General features: G+C 70.4%; 17 protein-coding genes, 1 tRNA gene and 1 pseudogene. 12 read left to right on the forward strand and 7 right to left on the reverse strand.

Features of this window, described 5'->3' with window-relative positions; all coding sequences use genetic code 11:
- Positions 1–61 precede the first annotated feature (61 nt).
- From VB059_RS06755 to VB059_RS14540, 4 genes and pseudogenes are all read left to right on the forward strand, one after another.
- Complete coding sequence (locus tag VB059_RS06755; RefSeq protein ID WP_323421251.1) at positions 62–550, forward strand: single-stranded DNA-binding protein; 489 nt, start codon at positions 62–64, stop codon at positions 548–550.
- A 15-nt stretch (positions 551–565) separates the two neighbouring features.
- Entirely contained in the window at positions 566–1,156 is a 591-nt protein-coding gene (locus tag VB059_RS06760; protein WP_323421252.1) for a hypothetical protein, read from the forward strand.
- Between the two features lie 259 nt (positions 1,157–1,415).
- The gene (locus tag VB059_RS06765; protein ID WP_323421253.1) at positions 1,416–1,832 is read left to right on the forward strand and encodes a sulfate permease; all 417 of its coding nucleotides are present in this window, start codon (positions 1,416–1,418) and stop codon (positions 1,830–1,832) included.
- A gap of 164 nt (positions 1,833–1,996) precedes the next feature.
- A pseudogene (locus VB059_RS14540) lies at positions 1,997–3,052 on the forward strand (recombinase family protein); the annotation flags it as partial.
- A 102-nt stretch (positions 3,053–3,154) separates the two neighbouring features.
- On the opposite strand, the gene VB059_RS06775 reads toward VB059_RS14540, so the two are convergent.
- The 7 genes from VB059_RS06775 to glp all read right to left on the reverse strand — a co-directional run bounded on the left by VB059_RS06775 (position 3,155) and on the right by glp (position 7,825).
- Entirely contained in the window at positions 3,155–3,571 is a 417-nt protein-coding gene (locus tag VB059_RS06775) for a hypothetical protein (protein WP_323421255.1), read from the reverse strand.
- Positions 3,564–3,636, reverse strand: a tRNA-Ala gene (locus tag VB059_RS06780). Before VB059_RS06780 ends, VB059_RS06775 begins: the two co-directional genes overlap by 8 nt.
- Positions 3,637–3,714: 78 nt before the next feature.
- Positions 3,715–4,689, reverse strand: a complete 975-nt coding sequence (locus VB059_RS06785; protein ID WP_323421256.1) for a hypothetical protein — start codon at positions 4,687–4,689, stop codon at positions 3,715–3,717.
- A gap of 25 nt (positions 4,690–4,714) precedes the next feature.
- Positions 4,715–5,416 carry a GNAT family protein gene (locus VB059_RS06790; RefSeq protein WP_323421257.1) on the reverse strand — a complete coding sequence of 234 codons (702 nt, stop codon included), beginning with the start codon at positions 5,414–5,416 and terminating at the stop codon, positions 4,715–4,717.
- Complete coding sequence (locus VB059_RS06795) at positions 5,413–5,904, reverse strand: MogA/MoaB family molybdenum cofactor biosynthesis protein (RefSeq protein WP_323421258.1); 492 nt, start codon at positions 5,902–5,904, stop codon at positions 5,413–5,415. The genes VB059_RS06790 and VB059_RS06795 overlap by 4 nt, the downstream gene beginning before the upstream one ends.
- Positions 5,901–6,398, reverse strand: a complete 498-nt coding sequence (gene moaC / locus VB059_RS06800; RefSeq protein ID WP_416339513.1) for a cyclic pyranopterin monophosphate synthase MoaC — start codon at positions 6,396–6,398, stop codon at positions 5,901–5,903. Before moaC ends, VB059_RS06795 begins: the two co-directional genes overlap by 4 nt.
- 104 nt (positions 6,399–6,502) lie before the next feature.
- Entirely contained in the window at positions 6,503–7,825 is a 1,323-nt protein-coding gene (glp, locus tag VB059_RS06805; RefSeq protein ID WP_323421259.1) for a gephyrin-like molybdotransferase Glp, read from the reverse strand.
- Positions 7,826–7,843: 18 nt separating this feature from the next.
- Here glp and VB059_RS06810 point away from each other — a divergent pair, with 18 nt between their 5' ends.
- The 8 genes from VB059_RS06810 to VB059_RS06845 all read left to right on the forward strand — a co-directional run bounded on the left by VB059_RS06810 (position 7,844) and on the right by VB059_RS06845 (position 14,625).
- On the forward strand, positions 7,844–8,527 hold the full coding sequence (locus VB059_RS06810; protein WP_323421260.1) for a 5-formyltetrahydrofolate cyclo-ligase: 684 nt from the start codon (positions 7,844–7,846) through the stop codon (positions 8,525–8,527).
- 191 nt (positions 8,528–8,718) lie between these two features.
- On the forward strand, positions 8,719–9,042 hold the full coding sequence (locus VB059_RS06815; protein ID WP_323421261.1) for an FmdB family zinc ribbon protein: 324 nt from the start codon (positions 8,719–8,721) through the stop codon (positions 9,040–9,042).
- 161 nt (positions 9,043–9,203) lie between these two features.
- Complete coding sequence (gene ppk2 / locus VB059_RS06820; protein ID WP_323421262.1) at positions 9,204–10,091, forward strand: polyphosphate kinase 2; 888 nt, start codon at positions 9,204–9,206, stop codon at positions 10,089–10,091.
- A 121-nt stretch (positions 10,092–10,212) separates the two neighbouring features.
- Complete coding sequence (locus VB059_RS06825) at positions 10,213–10,878, forward strand: SAF domain-containing protein (protein WP_323421263.1); 666 nt, start codon at positions 10,213–10,215, stop codon at positions 10,876–10,878.
- Positions 10,879–10,956: 78 nt separating this feature from the next.
- Entirely contained in the window at positions 10,957–11,889 is a 933-nt protein-coding gene (locus VB059_RS06830) for a sugar isomerase (protein ID WP_323421264.1), read from the forward strand.
- A gap of 17 nt (positions 11,890–11,906) precedes the next feature.
- Entirely contained in the window at positions 11,907–12,623 is a 717-nt protein-coding gene (locus VB059_RS06835; protein WP_323421265.1) for a metal-dependent transcriptional regulator, read from the forward strand.
- Between the two features lie 7 nt (positions 12,624–12,630).
- The gene (locus tag VB059_RS06840; protein ID WP_323421266.1) at positions 12,631–13,695 is read left to right on the forward strand and encodes a hypothetical protein; all 1,065 of its coding nucleotides are present in this window, start codon (positions 12,631–12,633) and stop codon (positions 13,693–13,695) included.
- A gap of 141 nt (positions 13,696–13,836) precedes the next feature.
- Entirely contained in the window at positions 13,837–14,625 is a 789-nt protein-coding gene (locus VB059_RS06845) for a class I SAM-dependent methyltransferase (protein ID WP_323421267.1), read from the forward strand.
- Positions 14,626–14,848 lie beyond the last annotated feature (223 nt).

Raw genomic sequence — 14,848 nt, forward strand, 5'->3', positions numbered from 1 at the left:
TGCCGCCACACACAAGCAGCGCCGCCTACTGGCGGGGCACCGCGAGGTAGGAGGCAAGCTGATGGACGAGCAGAACGAGCAGAGGCAGGAACGGGCGAAGCTCCGACCGCGCCAGGCCCTGGTGGGGTACATCGACTCCGAGCCGAGACTCACCTACGGTCAGAGCGGTGTGCCACGGCTGTACGCCCGCGTGGGCGTCGAGCACTTCCGTCGTGACGGCGAGGATTCATTCGTCAAGACCGGCACCACGTTCCACGACATGGTGCTCTTCCGCAAGACCGCTGAGGAAGCGAGCCAGAAGTTCCAGCAGGACGACCGCTTCGTCGCGCAGGGATACGTGCGGGAGTTCACCGATCAGAACGGCAACGAGCGCGAAGAGTTCGTGGCCACGAAGATCGGCCACGACATGATGTGGACGCCCTACACCGTCGACCGTGCGCCGCAGCAGGAGGCACCGCAGCGTGAGGCTCCGGGTCTCGACCGCAGCCAGGCGTTCGAACGTGACGACCGGCCCGCGCAGCAGCGCGAGCCTGCCGTCATGTCTCACTGAAGCAAGGGCGACGCCATGAACGACGACGAGGACTTCGTACCCGAGCAGGACGAGCCGGAACCCGAGATCGACCACGGCACCACAAACCGGGTCGGGGCGGCAGGGCCGATGCTCGACGAACCGCCCGGCCCGATCAACTGGAACCTGCTGACCGCCGACGACGCCGAGGCCGCATGGTTGGAACTGAACCAGTGGGTGAACTGGCTTCGCACGACCTACGGGCTGCCGTCGTCGGTGGTGCCCCCTATGTGGCACCGTCACCCCGAGCTGCACTGGGAACTCTCGGCGCTTCACACCCATTGGCTGTGCGCGTTCGACCCGCAGCAGAACGGCAGCGCGCCGATCGGCTGGCACCGAGACTTCGCGGACGCCCGGCAGCGGCTGCGCGACTGGGTAGCAGCGTGCGGAACCCGCCTCGACCGCGACCGGCCCACGCGCCAGACCGTCTGGCCCGGCGAGGACGAGGCCGAACCGATCGAAGACACCCCGATCATCGACCGCGACGAGGACTTCGTGGCCTACGTCATCGCCGACGTCGAGCGCCGCCGCCAACTCGAACACGACTTCTACGCCAACCTCAACCCCGAGACCGGCGAGATCACCTGAGCATCGCACCGCTTGCGGGGCCGAAACCCTACTCCCAGGTTCCGGCCCCGCGTCCGTGTGCAGCCAGCCGGCGACGGTGCGCGTCGTCGTCAGGCAATGGTGCACTTCCCACAACGGTTGAGAGGCGCTAAAATCGAGGTAGGCGACATCAATGTTCAGCTAGTCGTCACCAGCCCCAGGCAGGTGGCAGACGAACCGGGGAAGCCGCCCCGGTAAGTCCATCCCATAGGAAGCGTCGCCGCTTCGGGAGGACTTGGCCATGATCTGGCTCATCTTCATCGCAGTCGTCATCCTTTTCAGGGTGCTGCGGCCTTGGATACCCTCGACCATCCTGCTCGATCGGTTCCGCACCCAGCGCGACCCGAAGTGGGGCCTGTGGGCCATGCTCGTCGGGGTCGCCTACTTCGGTGCCGCCTACGGCTGCACCGTTCTGATCGACAACGGAAGCCCGGAGTGGCTCCACCTCTTCGTTCTGATCGGGATCTGCGAGGGCTTCCGCTTCCTCTTCCACGGCTTCGGCATCTACCTCCGGCTCAGCGCAGCCCGCCGCAAGGAGCGCCGCGCCGCCCGTGACGCTGAGGGCCAGGCAAGTTCACCTGGCGGGTATGAGGCACTACCGGGTGACGAGCACGGGCCGACGCATCTCGGCCGAACCTCGGGTGCGCTCCAAGCCTGACAACAAGCAACTGATCGCGCTGGTTCTGCACATCGCGGATGGACTTCACGCCCAGGAGCTTGATGAGCAGCAGCGTCGCATCGGTGATCGACACAGCACCGAAAACACGACGGACGCCCACTCGTCGGGCGAGCAAGGAGGCCACCATGACTCTGACAATGCCGATGGATGACACGGATACGTCACCGCTTCTGACAGCGGTGACGTATCAACGTGTCTCGACCAAGGAGCAGGCGACCAAGGGGGGTCGTGACGAGGGGTTCTCCATCCCTGCCCAACGCCAGGCGAACGCGCGCAAGGCCGAAGACCTCGGCGCACGCATCGTCGCCGAGTTCGTGGATGCAGGAGAGTCCGCCCGCTCAGCTGACCGGCCAGACCTGCAACGGATGCTGGAGTACATCGCCACGCATCAAGTCACCTACTGCATCGTCCACAAGGTCGACCGTCTCGCCCGCAACCGACTGGACGATGTGGAGATTCACCGTCGTCTGGTCGAAGCCGGGGTGACCTTGGTGTCTGCGACGGAGAACATCGACGAGACGCCCTCGGGGATGTTGCTGCACGGCATCATGTCGTCCATCGCGGAGTTCTACTCCAAGAACCTCGCATCCGAGGTCAGCAAGGGCTTGAACCAAAAGTTCGAGACCGGCGGCACCCCGATGCGAGCACCGATCGGCTACCTCAACGTCCGCAAGCGCGACGAGCAAGGCCGCGAGTACCGCACCGTCGAGATCGACGCCGAGCGCGCCCCGCTGGTGCGGTGGGTGTTCGAGCAGTACGCAACCGGCGAGCACACCGTCGTCAGTCTGCTCGCCGAGACCACCGCGCGCGGACTCACCACCGTACCCACGCCGAAGCGTCCGTCCGGGCCGGTCGGCCGTTCCACGTTCTTCTCGATGCTGCGCAACCCGTACTACATCGGCATCGTGCGCTACAAGGGAGCCGAGCAGTCGGGCACTCACGAGCCACTGGTCGACGTTGAGACCTGGCAGCAAGTCCAACGGCTACTCGACTCCCGCAAGATCGCGGACGAGCGCCGCCGCACGCACGACCACTACCTGAAAGGCTCCCTGTTCTGCGGCCAGTGCGGGTCACGGATGCAACTGGACTACCCAGCCAACAAGCAAGGCGTGCGTTACGCCTACTACGTGTGCTCCGGTCGGGCCTCCAAACGGAAGAACTGCACCCGGCGGGCTGTGCCAGTCGGCATCGCCGAGCAGCTGGTCGCGGACTGCTACCGAGACATCTCGATCACCGAAGAGCAGTACGCCGCGCTCGCGGCACAGGTCGAGGCAGCGTTCGATGAACGGCTCGCCTCCCGCTCACAGGAACTGGCCGAGCTGACAGAGAACCGCAAACGACTCCAGAACGAGAGCGACAAGCTGCTCGCCGCGCACTTCGCCGACGCCATCGACCTGGAAACCCTCAAACGGCACCAAGACCGCATCCGGGCAGGGCTTGGTGACATCGACCGCCGCCTCGCCAGCGAACACGATCAGCACGAGGGTTCGCGCAAGCACCTCAGCACCGCGCTCAGCCTGCTCGTTGACTGCGCGACCCTGTACGCGCGCACCGACGATCAAGGCAAGCGACTGGCTAACCAAGCGCTCACCAACGGCATCGAGATCAGCGAAGACGAGAAGGCGACGATCAAGCTCGCTGAGCCGTTCGCCGCCCTCGCACCAACACCGGCTTCCACCGATGTCAGGTGTTCTAGTACGTCTGAAATTGTGGAGCATAGGGGATTCGAACCCCTGACCTTCTCATTGCGAACGAGACGCGCTACCAACTGCGCCAATGCCCCTTGTCTGGCCGAGCACCGCAGTGCCCTGACAGGAATGGAACTCTAGCACCCGATCGCCCAGTCCCCAAACCGGCGCGGTCACTCGCCGGCGGCGCGTAGCTTCGGCCGCCGGGACGCCCGGTCGGCACCGCGCTGCGGACGTCGGGGCGCGGTCGTTCCTCGCCCGTCCTGCGGGTCGGCGGTGACCGGGAGGTCGCCCTGGGCGCGGTCCATCGCCGCGTTGAGGTCGGTGCTGGACAGGTCGATGGTGCGGACGCTGCGGGCGGTGATCGGCCGCTGGACGTACGTCGGGGCGGTCACCGGAAGCGGCTCCCACAGCGACGGCGCCACGTCGCGACTCGGCAGGTCGTCGAACAGCGGCTGACGCATCGACACCACGTCGCGCGACGTACGTGCCGCGTCCGAGCCGGTCTCCTCCATCCGTTCGGCCGCCGCACGGAGCTCCTCGCGGCTGATCGCGAGCGTACGTTCCTGGTTGCCGGTCCGCAGCGCGCTGATCCGATGGTCGAGCTCACGGTCGACGAGCACCACGCTCACCCGCAGCGCGGCGAGCCCCAGCAGCAACAACCCCGCGGCGCCGAGGCAGAGCCACCAGGACCAGCCCAGCAGCAGGCAGCCGAGGACGACGAGCAGGTCGACCAGCGCCACCCCGAGGAGCGCGCGGCGACGGATGCTCACCGCGACGATGTCGATCTGGCGGAGCCGGGCCAGTTCGGCCCGACGGGTGAACCGGGTGGAGATCTCGGCACGGGCGAACTGCTCCCCGTCGGCACCCACCAACGGCACCGAGGGATGCTCGACCGGGTGCTCGGCGAGCGCCGTGGCCGGGCCCGACGCCCCGGCGGTCGAGGCTCCGGAGATCGAGGCCCCCACAGAGGCACCCGTCACCGGGCCTGCATCACGCGACCGGAGGATGCGGACCGCGCCGCCGATCTGCTCGGCGGGGTCGCGCACCTCCTCGTCCACGGGCCGCGGGACGGAGAGGAATTGGGGCACGCCGAAAGCCAGCCACGCCACGGCCACCACAGCGATGATCACTCCCGTCAGTCCCACACCCCGAACCGTACGGGTTGAGCCGTTACCGGTCCGTGACCCCCGGCGGAGTGTCGGGGGAATGGTCGGTCAGCGCGGCGATCCGGCCGGTCGCGGCCAGCCGTCCGACCAGTCCGCCGGGCCCGATCTCCTCGGCGTTCAGGGCATAGACGAGGTGGTCGCGCCAGGCGCCGTCGATGTGCAGGTAGCCGGGACGCAGCCCCTCACCGCGGAAGCCGAGCTTCTCCACGACCCGGCGGCTGTTGAGGTTCTCCGGGCGGATGACGATCTCCATCCGGTGCAGCCCGAGCACGCCCAGGCAGTGGTCGGTCGCCATCGCCACGGCGAGCGGGATGATGCCCCGGCCGGCCCAGCGCTCGTCGACCCAGTAGCCCAGCTGGGCCCACTGGGCCGACCCGCGGGTGATGCCGGAGACGGTGAGCTGACCGGCGAGCAGATCGCGGCCGTGCGGGTGCCCCTCGTCGACCGGGTCGTACCAGACGATCCACGGCAACGTACGGCCGTGCCGGGCCTGCCGCTGCAGGTCGCGCGCCATCGCGGCGAAGCTGCCCGGGCTGCGACCACCGGTGTTCGGCGGGACGGTCGCCTCCCAGGGGCGCAGCCAGGCGTCGTTGCGGTCGTGCACCTCGGTCCAGGCGCGAGCGTCGCGACGCCGGATCGGGCGCAGTGACACCCGGCCCCGACGCAGCGACACGGGCCAGTCGACCTCGCCCGGACCGGTCGTCACGCCCGGCCCTCGGGGTGGTCGCCGCCCCGGATCTGGTCGAGGGCGTGCAGCAGCACGTCGCCGAGCACGGCCATCCCGTCGGCGACACCGCCGCGGGAGCCCGGCAGGTTGACCACCAACGTACGACCCGCCAGGCCGGCCAGGCCGCGACTGAGCACCGCGGTCGGCACGCCGTTGCCGACCCCGCAGTCGACGATGGCGGCGGCCAGCGCAGGGATCTGACGGTCCAGCAGCGGGGCCGTCTCCTCCGGGGTGGTGTCGTCGGGGGCCAGCCCGGTGCCGCCGGTCGTCACGATCAGGTCCGGCGCCCCGGCAAGGGCCTCGCGCAGCGCCGCGCCGACGGGCGCCCCGTCCGGCACAACGATCGGATCGCCACACTCCAGTCCGAGGGTCCGCAGGTCGGCCACCGCGGCCGGGCCCGAGTGGTCCTCGTACGTCCCGGTGGCGGCGCGGGTCGAACAGGTGATCACCACCGCGCGCCGGATCATGCCACGCTCCAGTCGCCGCTGCGGCCGCCGGCCTTCGCGACCACGCGGACGTCGGTGATGGTGGCGTGCTTGTCGACCGCCTTGGTCATGTCGATCACCGTCAGGGCGCCGACACTGACCGCGGTCAGGGCCTCCATCTCCACACCGGTGCGCGAGGTGGTGCGCACCGAGACCTCGAGCCGGACCCCCTCGTCGACCACCGCCAGGTCGACGTTCACCGCGCTGAGCGGCAGCGGGTGGCACAGCGGGATCAGGTCGGCGGTGTGCTTGGCCGCCTGGATCGCGGCGATCCGGGCCACCGCGAGCGCGTCGCCCTTGGGCAGGGTGTCGTCGCGCAGGGCCGCGACCGCGGCGGCGTTGAGCCGCACCAGGCCACGTGCGGTCGCGGTACGCGTGGTGACCGGCTTGCCGGAAATGTCCACCATCCGCGCCGCACCGCGTTCGTCGAGGTGGGTCAGGCCCACGCCGGGCTCGGTCATGCCAGCCTCACTCATCTCCGGGCCTCCCGGCTCCGGCTCACTCATCTCCGGGCCTCCCGGCTCCGGCTCACTCGTCCGTGGGTTGCCCATCTGCGGGCCGCCCGGCTGCTGACCCGTGGTCATTCGTCCTCGATCATCAGGATCTCGACCGGGTTGCCGGCCTCGATCACGTCGACGTCGGCCGGGACGATCACCAGCGCGTTGGCCCGGGCCAGGTCGCCCAGCTTGTGTGACCCTCCCCCGCCCATCGGCGTGACGTGCCGGCGACCGTCACGGGTGCTGGTGACCAGTCCGCGCTGGAACTGCGTCTTGCCCTTCGGGGACCGGATGATGGTCCGGGTCAGCGCGTGGCCGACCGGGCGGACCAGCGGCTGGACGCCCATCATCTTGCGCAGCACCGGCCGGACGAACACCTCGAAGGACACGAACGCGCTCACCGGATTGCCCGGCAGCATGATCACCGGGGTCTCGTCCTCGCCGATCAGCGCGAAGCCCTGCGGCTTGCCGGGCTGCATCGTGACCCGGCAGAAGTCGGTCGGCCCGAGTCGGGGCATCACCGCCTTGATCACGTCCCGGTCCCCCTCGCTCACCCCGCCGGTGGTGAGGATCAGGTCGGCGCGGACCAGCTGGTCGGAGACGGACTGCGCCACCACGTCGGGGTCGTCGCTGACGATGCCGACCCGGAAGACCTGGGCGCCCTCCTGGCGGGCGAGCGCGGCGAGCATGAAGGAATTGGAGTCGTAGATCTGGCCCTCGGCCAGCTGGTAGCCCGGCTGGACGAGCTCGGACCCGGTCGAGATCACCACCACCCGCGGGCGCGGGCGGACCAGCACCTGGTCGATCCCGATCCCGGCCAGCATGCCGATCTGGCGCGGTCCGAGCCGGTCGCCGATCGAGGCGATGTGGTCGCCGACGGCGATGTCCTCACCGATGTGACGGATGTTGGCGCCGATCTCGGGGGCATGCAGGAAGGTGGCCCGCTCCGCCCCGCGGTCGGTGTGCTCGTACGGCACCACCGCGTCCGCGCCCGGCGGCACCGGGGCGCCGGTCATGATCTTGACGACGGCGCCGGGGACGAGCTCGTCACCGGCCGGGTCGCCGGCCGTGACCGAACGGTCGACAGGGAGGACGATCGGATGGGTACGGGAGGCGCCCTCGAGGTCCTCGGCCCGGACGGCGTAGCCGTCCATCGCGGAGTTGTCGAACCGCGGCAGGTCGAGATCGGCGATGATCTCCTCACACAGGCTCAGACCGGCCGCGTCGAGCAGTGTCTGGCCGAAGGCGGGCAGCTCACGGACCATCGACAACAGATAGCCTCGGTGGTCCTCCACCGTGCGCAGTCCGTCCACGTTCGGCTCCGGACGCCGGGGCAACCCCGGCCTCGGCGCCGCCTCGACGGCCGCCTCGTCGACGGCCTCCTTCTTCCGACGGAACAGTCCCATGCTCCGTAGGATAGGCGAGTGGCTCTCCCTCCCCCCTCCACCCCCGACGGTCTGACCCGGGCCGACCTCGATGCCCTGGGCAGGGCCAAGGACGTCCTCCGTGACGCAGTGGTGACCCGGCGCGGGATGCGGACCGGGGCGGAGCGCGAATTGGACGACGCAGCCCGCTTCGGCCACCTGCGTGATCTGCTCGGTGCGGATGCCGGGCCCGACCTGGTCGTCGCGGCCTACCTGTCGGTGGATCCGGAGCCCTCGACCCTCGGCATCGTGGAGTGGCTGCACAGCCGGCACGTACGGGTCCTGCTCCCGCTGGTCGGCCGCACCGCGGACGGCGCCCGTCGGCCGGGGCCGGACTGGGCGGTCTATCGCGGCACGGATCGGCTCCGGCTGGCGCTGCGGGGCATTCCCGAGCCGACGACACCCGCTCTCGGCCCGGGAGCGCTCGCCGAGGCGGAGCTGGTCCTGTGCCCCGGGCTCGCCGGCACCCGGCGCGGCGACCGGCTCGGCACCGGCGGCGGCTGGTACGACCGGGCGCTGGAGCACGCCGGCCCGCAGGCCGTCACCTGCCTGTTCCTCAACGAGGACGAGGTGATGCCGGCCCTGCCGGTGCAGCCGTGGGACCGGGAGATGGACCTGGTCATCGTCCCCTCCGGGCCGGTCAACTGCGTGGCGATCCGCGAGGCGGAGGCCGGGCCCGACTGATCGGCCCGGCAACGTACGACCCGGCTGATCCACCCGGCTGCGGATGCCTGTCGCGCGGCCGGCTCGGCAAGCCGTGTGCCGCTGGTCAGTACCGTCGGGCCGGAGCGGGAATACCGCGGACCACAATGACGCTACCCCCGGAGGTATCCTTCTGGATCGTCCCCCGTCCCTCACCTGAACGAGAAGTGCCCATGCCCCGTTACCAGTACCAGTGCACCAGCTGCGGCCACGACCTGGAGGTCCGTCAGTCCTTCAGCGAGCCGGCCCTGACGGTCTGCCCCCAGTGCGAGGGCAAGCTCCGCAAGGTGTTCAACGCCGTGGGCGTCGTGTTCAAGGGTTCCGGGTTCTACAAGACCGACAGCCGCAGCGGGTCGAGCGCCTCGATCCCCGCCGGCTCGGCCACCTCCTCGTCCTCGACGGCCGGCGGCACCGAGAGCTCCTCGTCCGCCGCGCCCTCCACCACCACGGCGTCCACCGCCCCGGCGACCGTCGGCGCCTCCGCCTCCTCCGACTGACCGATCCGCCGACCGCCCCCATCGATCGGCTGACTGACCACCCCGCTGATCGGCCCGCCGACCGGCGACCTCGTCGACGGGCCACCGACTCGTGGGGACCGGAGCCGTACGCATCGGTCGACAGGGCCTGGGACGGGCGGTCGTACCCCTAGGCTGTTCGCATGCAGAACATCAGGGAGTTCATCGATACCCTGCATGCCCAGGGCTACACCGTCCGCGACGACCAGGGGTCCGATCCCGACCTGATCGATCCGGGCGGTTCGGCCGTCGAGACCTGGCGTGAGGACTACCCGTACGACGCGCGGATGACCCGCGAGGAGTACGACGTCGAGAAGTACCTGCTGCAGATCGAGCTGTTGAAGTTCCAGTACTGGACCCAGGACAACAACCTCAAGCACATCATCGTCTTCGAGGGGCGGGACGCGGCCGGCAAGGGCGGCACGATCAAGCGTTTCCAGGAGCACCTCAACCCGCGGTACGCGCGCGTGGTCGCCCTGGCCAAGCCGTCGGACCGTGAGCTCGGCCAGTGGTACTTCCAGCGCTACGTCCGACACTTCCCCACCACCGGGGAGATCGTGATGTTCGACCGCTCCTGGTACAACCGGGCCAACGTCGAGCGGGTGATGGGGTTCTGCACACCCGACGAGTACGAGACGTTCATGGAGCAGGCCCCGCAGCTCGAGCGGATGCTGATCCAGTCCGGCACATCGCTGACCAAGCTGTGGTTCTCGGTCACCCAGCACGAGCAGCGCACCCGGTTCGCCATCCGCCAGCTCGACCCGGTCCGGCAGTGGAAGCTCTCCCCGATGGACATCGCCTCGCTGGACAAGTGGGACGACTACACGGTGGCGAAGGAGCAGACCTTCCTGCGCACCGACACCGACTGGGCGCCGTGGACCACGATCAAGTCCAACGACAAGAAGCGTGCCCGGATCAACGCGATCCGGTTCTTCCTCAACCAGTTCGACTACGCCGGCAAGGACACCGACGTGGTGTTCCCGCCCGATCCGAACATCGTCCGCCGCGGCCGGGAGGCGGTCGGCGACTGACCACGCCGAGCGGCACTGCCGACGCCACTGTCAGCACCCCTGTGCGCGGCGCCGCGGACGCCGCTCCGGGCACGCCTGTGGACAACGGCCGATCAGTGGCCCGGACGGACCACACCCGCACATGCCGATCACACCCGGGGGATCGCCGTCCCTGCTCGCCTGGTTCCGCGCCGCACGCCGCTTCGTGTCCTGGCACCGCCGCTCGGTCGCGGCCGCGCTGACCTTCCTCGCCGTGCTGGCCGGGCTGGGCGCCCTGTCCGATCCCGCCGGGACGGGGACCGAGGTGGTGACCGTCGTCGGGGACGTCACCGGCGGCCGGACGCTCACCCGCGACCAACTCACCACCCGGTCGGTCCCGACGGACCTGGTGCCCCGCGGCGCCGTCGTCGCGATCCATCTCGCCGAGGGGCGTACGCCTGCCGGTCCGCTGTCGGCCGGGACGATCCTCACCGAGGCCGCCCTGGTCGGGCCGGGGCTGACCGGTCTGGCCGCCGGGCATGTCGCGGTGCCGGCCCGCCTCGCCGACGCCGGGATCGTCCAGGTGCTGCGGGTGGGCGATGCGATCGATGTGATGGCCACTGACACCGGCACCGGTGAGGTCCGGCGGGTCGCGACCAGGGCCCGGGTGGCGACCATCCCGGCCCAGGCCGACGGCGGGCCGCTGTCCAGCGGCACGGCCCAGGACGTGCTGGTGCTGCTCGACGTCACCGCTGTGGAAGCCGCGGAGGTGACCCGGGCGGCGGCCACCTCCCGGCTCAGCGTGGTCCTACCGGGCGGTTCGGGGTGATGTCTCCCCCTCGGCCCGGCCTGCCCGTAGGGTGTGGCCTGGGGATGGCCGAGGTGTCGACCCGAGCGGGAGGTGCTCATGAGTTTCTATGTCGCCGACGAGATCGCGTCCCAGCCCGACTGCTGGCAGCAGGCGATCGGGCTGGTGGACACCGTGGCCGACATCCTGCCACGCCCGGGGGAACGAGTCGCATACGTCGGCTGCGGCACGGCCTGGAACATCTCCGAGTCGATCGCCCGGCTGCGGGAGGACGCCGGGCAGGGGCAGAGCGACGCCTTCGTCGCGAGCGAGTTCCCCGCCCGGCGGACCTTCGACCGGGTCGTCGTGCTGTCCCGCTCCGGCGACACCCTCGACGTCGTGGCGATGCTGCACGAGCTGGCCGGCCGGGTGCCGACGCTGGCCTTCGTGGGCAAGGAGCGTTCGACCATCGGCTCGCTGTGCGACAGTCAGGTCGCGCTGCCGTTCGCGGACGAGGCGGGTTACGCCCAGACCCGCTTCGCCACCAGCGTCCTGGCCCTGCACCGGGCCTGGCTCGGCGAGGACATGGGGCCGGTGATCGAGCAGGCCCGTGACGCGCTCCGGGAGAAGCTGGACGAACGCCACGTCGCCGCCGAGCAGGTCACCTACCTCGGCACCGGGTGGACCATCGGGCTGGCCCGGGAGGCGGCGCTCAAGTTCCGGGAGAGCTCGGCCAGTTGGGCCGAGGCCTACCCGATGCTGGAGTATCGCCGCGGGCCGATCACCGTCGCCCAGCCGGGGCGCATGGTCTGGGTGTTCGGCGAGGCCCCCGAGGGGCTGGGCGAGCAGATCCTGGACACCGGCGCGACGCTGGTGGAGTCCAGCCGCGATCCCCAGGCCGAGCTCGTCGTCACCCAGCGGCTGGCACTGGGCCGGGCGATGAAGCTCGGCCTCAACCCCGATCGTCCCCGCTACCTGCGCAAGCTTCCGCCCGGGCTGGTGGACCCGGTCCTCGCCGCGGCCGTGGCCGCGCACCGCGAAAGACTGGGCTGACCGCCTAGGATGTCCCTGTGAGCGACCTCATCGACACCACGGAGATGTACCTGCGGACCATCTTCGAATTGGGCGAGGAGGGGATCGTCCCGATGCGTGCCCGCATCGCCGAGCGGCTGCACCAGAGCGGTCCGACGGTCTCCCAGACCGTGGCCCGGATGGAACGCGACGGTCTGCTCACCGTCCGCAACGACCGCCACCTCGAGCTCAGCCCGGAGGGCCGCGAGCGGGCGATGCGGGTGATGCGCAAGCACCGCCTCGCCGAGCGCCTGCTCTCCGACGTCATCGGTCTGGACTGGGAGCTCGTCCACGACGAGGCCTGCCGCTGGGAGCATGTCATCTCCGACGAGGTGGAGCGCAAGCTCGTCACCATCCTGCACGTCCCGGTCGACTCCCCGTACGGCAACCCGATCCCGGGCCTGGACGAGCTGGGTGTCACTCCGGAGGAGCACGCGAAGGCCCCGGCGATGAACCTGGTCGACCTGCTCGCGCGCCGTGGCAAGGCCACCGACCGACGGCTGCGGGCGAGGGTCGTCCGGTTCAGCGAACAGCTGCAGACCGATCCGCAGACGCTGCAGACCCTCCATGAGGCCGGGATCGCCCCCGGGACGACGGTGCAGGTGTTCACCGTCGGGGGCGGCGTGGTGGCCCTGGTCCCCGACGACACCCCGGGGTGTGAGCTCGCCCGCGACGCCGCCGCGTTCGTCTTCGTCACTCCGCTCGGGGACGCGTGACCCGACGATGAGGGCAGTTCCGTCTCCCCTGCCGTTGCCCGAGGCGGTCGTCGCCCTGGTCGGCCACCACTGGTACGACGCGGCCGCCTCGATGCTGGCCGTCCGGACCGCCGACCCGTCCCCGGACGACGACCCCGAGCTGCTGGAGCGCGCCCAGCAACTCGCCACGGCGGCCAAGCGGGTGCTGGACCTCGACGCCGAGGACTTCGGCCCGATCGCTGCCGGCTTCCACCAGCCGTGGGCCGCCTCACTGGCCTCCGCCCGGTTCCCGCTCGAGCCGCGTGAACCCAACCGTGGTGCTCTCGGGTCGCTGGTCCCGCTGTACGAGCTGATGCTCGAGGTGGTCCAGCTGCGGTCCGCGCGTCATGAGTCGCTCCAGGTCGTCGTCACCGCCCACCTGATCGGCGAGTACCTCGGCCACCTCGCCTGGGAAGGCACCCTCGGCCATGCCGGTGACCCGGCCCGGATGCGTGCCTCCACCGACGGCCTGTGGGGCACCGACGACCCGGCCTGCCCGCACACCTCCGCCCAGCGGGCCACCGCGAAGCGCTCCCTCAACGCCTGCGACGGCGACGTGGCCGGCTACACCGCCTACCTCGACCGGTTCCACTCCCGGCTCGGCGACGCCCTGTCGGTCTGCGCGATGAACCACGCCACCATCGAGGCCGGCCAGCGACCCGACATCGGTGAGACCTGCCCGACGCCCTGCGGCTTCGCCCTGCGCCCCTCGCTCGAGCACCGCCGCCACCTCGACGCCCGGGTGCGGCTGGCCAGGATCTACCAGGACTCCCGCATCGTCGCGCTGCGTCACCACGCCCCCGTCGGGCACTTCTTCGGCGTGCCGTCGGTGGCCGAGATCTCCGAGGCCTGGCTGCACACCTGGGACAAGCTCACCCAGCAGTGGCCCGACGGCAGCAACCCGCTGCTGGCGCCGGACGCGCCACGTCTCAACGTGCCCGACGAGGCGCTGCCCGGCCTGTCGGCCCTGGTCTCGGCGGTCGGCGGGCGTCCGATCGGGCCCGGCCACGTGATCGAGGACATCGGCGCGGACGTCATCGCTCTGTTCCGGTGAGCCCCGTCCCGGCGAGCACCTTCGGGTGAGCCCCGTCCCGACGAGCGTCGCTCGAGTAAGCCCAGTCCGGCGAATGAGCGCCGTTCGGGTGAGCGGCCCCGCGCTGTCCGGCGGCTTCCGCCCCGTGGCAGAGTGGAGCGCATGAGACTGTTCTCGCGGCGGGCGGACGAGGTCGACTGGCACAGCTACCTGAACCAGTTCCACCGCGAGCATGTGGGAGCCATCGAGGAGCTGCTGCAGCGCATCGAGTCGGGCGGTCGCAGCCCGTACAGCTGGCTCGCCCGGGCAGTGTCCGAGTCCTCGACGATGGTGCTCGACCTGGCCTGCGGGACCGGAGGGGTGGGCCGCGAACTGGCCCGTCCGGGCCGTACGGTCATCGGCGTCGACATGTCGGCCCACGAACTCGCCGAGGCACAGCGCCGCTCCCCGCACGGCACCTTCCTGCGAGCCGATGCCCGCCGCCTCCCGCTGCGCGACGGCAGCATGCAGGCCGTCGTGACGAGCTTCGGCTTCGCCGTCGTACGACCGATGCCGGTGCTGGCGCGCGAGGTCGAGCGGGTGCTCGCGCCCGGCGGGGTGGTCGCCATCATGTCGCCCTCGTGGCAGTCGGTGCAGCTACACGACATCCCGTTGGTCTCCAAGGTGGCATCGATCCTGCACTCCACTCCGCACTTCCCGTCCGGCCGGTCCCAGCCGGGCGTGCCCGGGCTGTTCGCCGCCCACGGGATCCGCAAGGTCGAGGACGCCAAGGAGCGCTACACCTACACGGTCCGCACCCGGGAGGACGCCGAGCGCCTACTGGAGGCCCTCTACCTGCCCGGGGTCGCCGCCAGCCGGATCAGCCGGGCCATCGACACCCTGACCGAGATCGCCGACCACCGGCCGGTGCGCATCACCGTCCCGATGCGCCGCTTCGTCGGGATCAAATGACACGCCACCCTTCGGACGCCGAGCTGGGTCCCAGGGCCCGACCCGGCTAGTCTGGACGCGTTCCCGCCCGTCGAGGGGCACCGTCACGTCCTGATGCGTCGCACGCATGTCACGACGCGCACACCGTGACCAGGTACGTCACGACACGCGTCGCACCGTGACCAGGTACGTCACGACGGCACACCGACCGGCGGCGGGAATACCGGGGGCACCGCGACCGTTG

The sequence above is a fragment of the Raineyella sp. genome, from assembly GCF_034933565.1.
GTDB lineage: Bacteria > Actinomycetota > Actinomycetes > Propionibacteriales > Propionibacteriaceae > Raineyella.

What these genes read in the sequence shown, in the direction of transcription:
- VB059_RS06795 (WP_323421258.1), bottom strand. Translation starts at nt 5,904, where the DNA reads ATGATCCGGCGCGCGGTGGTGATCACCTGTTCGACCCGCGCCGCCACC.
- VB059_RS06760 (WP_323421252.1), top strand. Translation starts at nt 566, where the DNA reads ATGAACGACGACGAGGACTTCGTACCCGAGCAGGACGAGCCGGAACCC.
- VB059_RS06830 (WP_323421264.1), top strand. Translation starts at nt 10,957, where the DNA reads ATGAGTTTCTATGTCGCCGACGAGATCGCGTCCCAGCCCGACTGCTGG.
- VB059_RS06815 (WP_323421261.1), top strand. Translation starts at nt 8,719, where the DNA reads ATGCCCCGTTACCAGTACCAGTGCACCAGCTGCGGCCACGACCTGGAG.
- ppk2 (WP_323421262.1), top strand. Translation starts at nt 9,204, where the DNA reads ATGCAGAACATCAGGGAGTTCATCGATACCCTGCATGCCCAGGGCTAC.
- VB059_RS06840 (WP_323421266.1), top strand. Translation starts at nt 12,631, where the DNA reads ATGAGGGCAGTTCCGTCTCCCCTGCCGTTGCCCGAGGCGGTCGTCGCC.
- VB059_RS06775 (WP_323421255.1), bottom strand. Translation starts at nt 3,571, where the DNA reads ATGCTCCACAATTTCAGACGTACTAGAACACCTGACATCGGTGGAAGC.
- VB059_RS06755 (WP_323421251.1), top strand. Translation starts at nt 62, where the DNA reads ATGGACGAGCAGAACGAGCAGAGGCAGGAACGGGCGAAGCTCCGACCG.
- moaC (WP_416339513.1), bottom strand. Translation starts at nt 6,398, where the DNA reads ATGAGTGAGGCTGGCATGACCGAGCCCGGCGTGGGCCTGACCCACCTC.
- glp (WP_323421259.1), bottom strand. Translation starts at nt 7,825, where the DNA reads ATGGGACTGTTCCGTCGGAAGAAGGAGGCCGTCGACGAGGCGGCCGTC.
- VB059_RS06825 (WP_323421263.1), top strand. Translation starts at nt 10,213, where the DNA reads ATGCCGATCACACCCGGGGGATCGCCGTCCCTGCTCGCCTGGTTCCGC.
- VB059_RS06765 (WP_323421253.1), top strand. Translation starts at nt 1,416, where the DNA reads ATGATCTGGCTCATCTTCATCGCAGTCGTCATCCTTTTCAGGGTGCTG.
- VB059_RS06845 (WP_323421267.1), top strand. Translation starts at nt 13,837, where the DNA reads ATGAGACTGTTCTCGCGGCGGGCGGACGAGGTCGACTGGCACAGCTAC.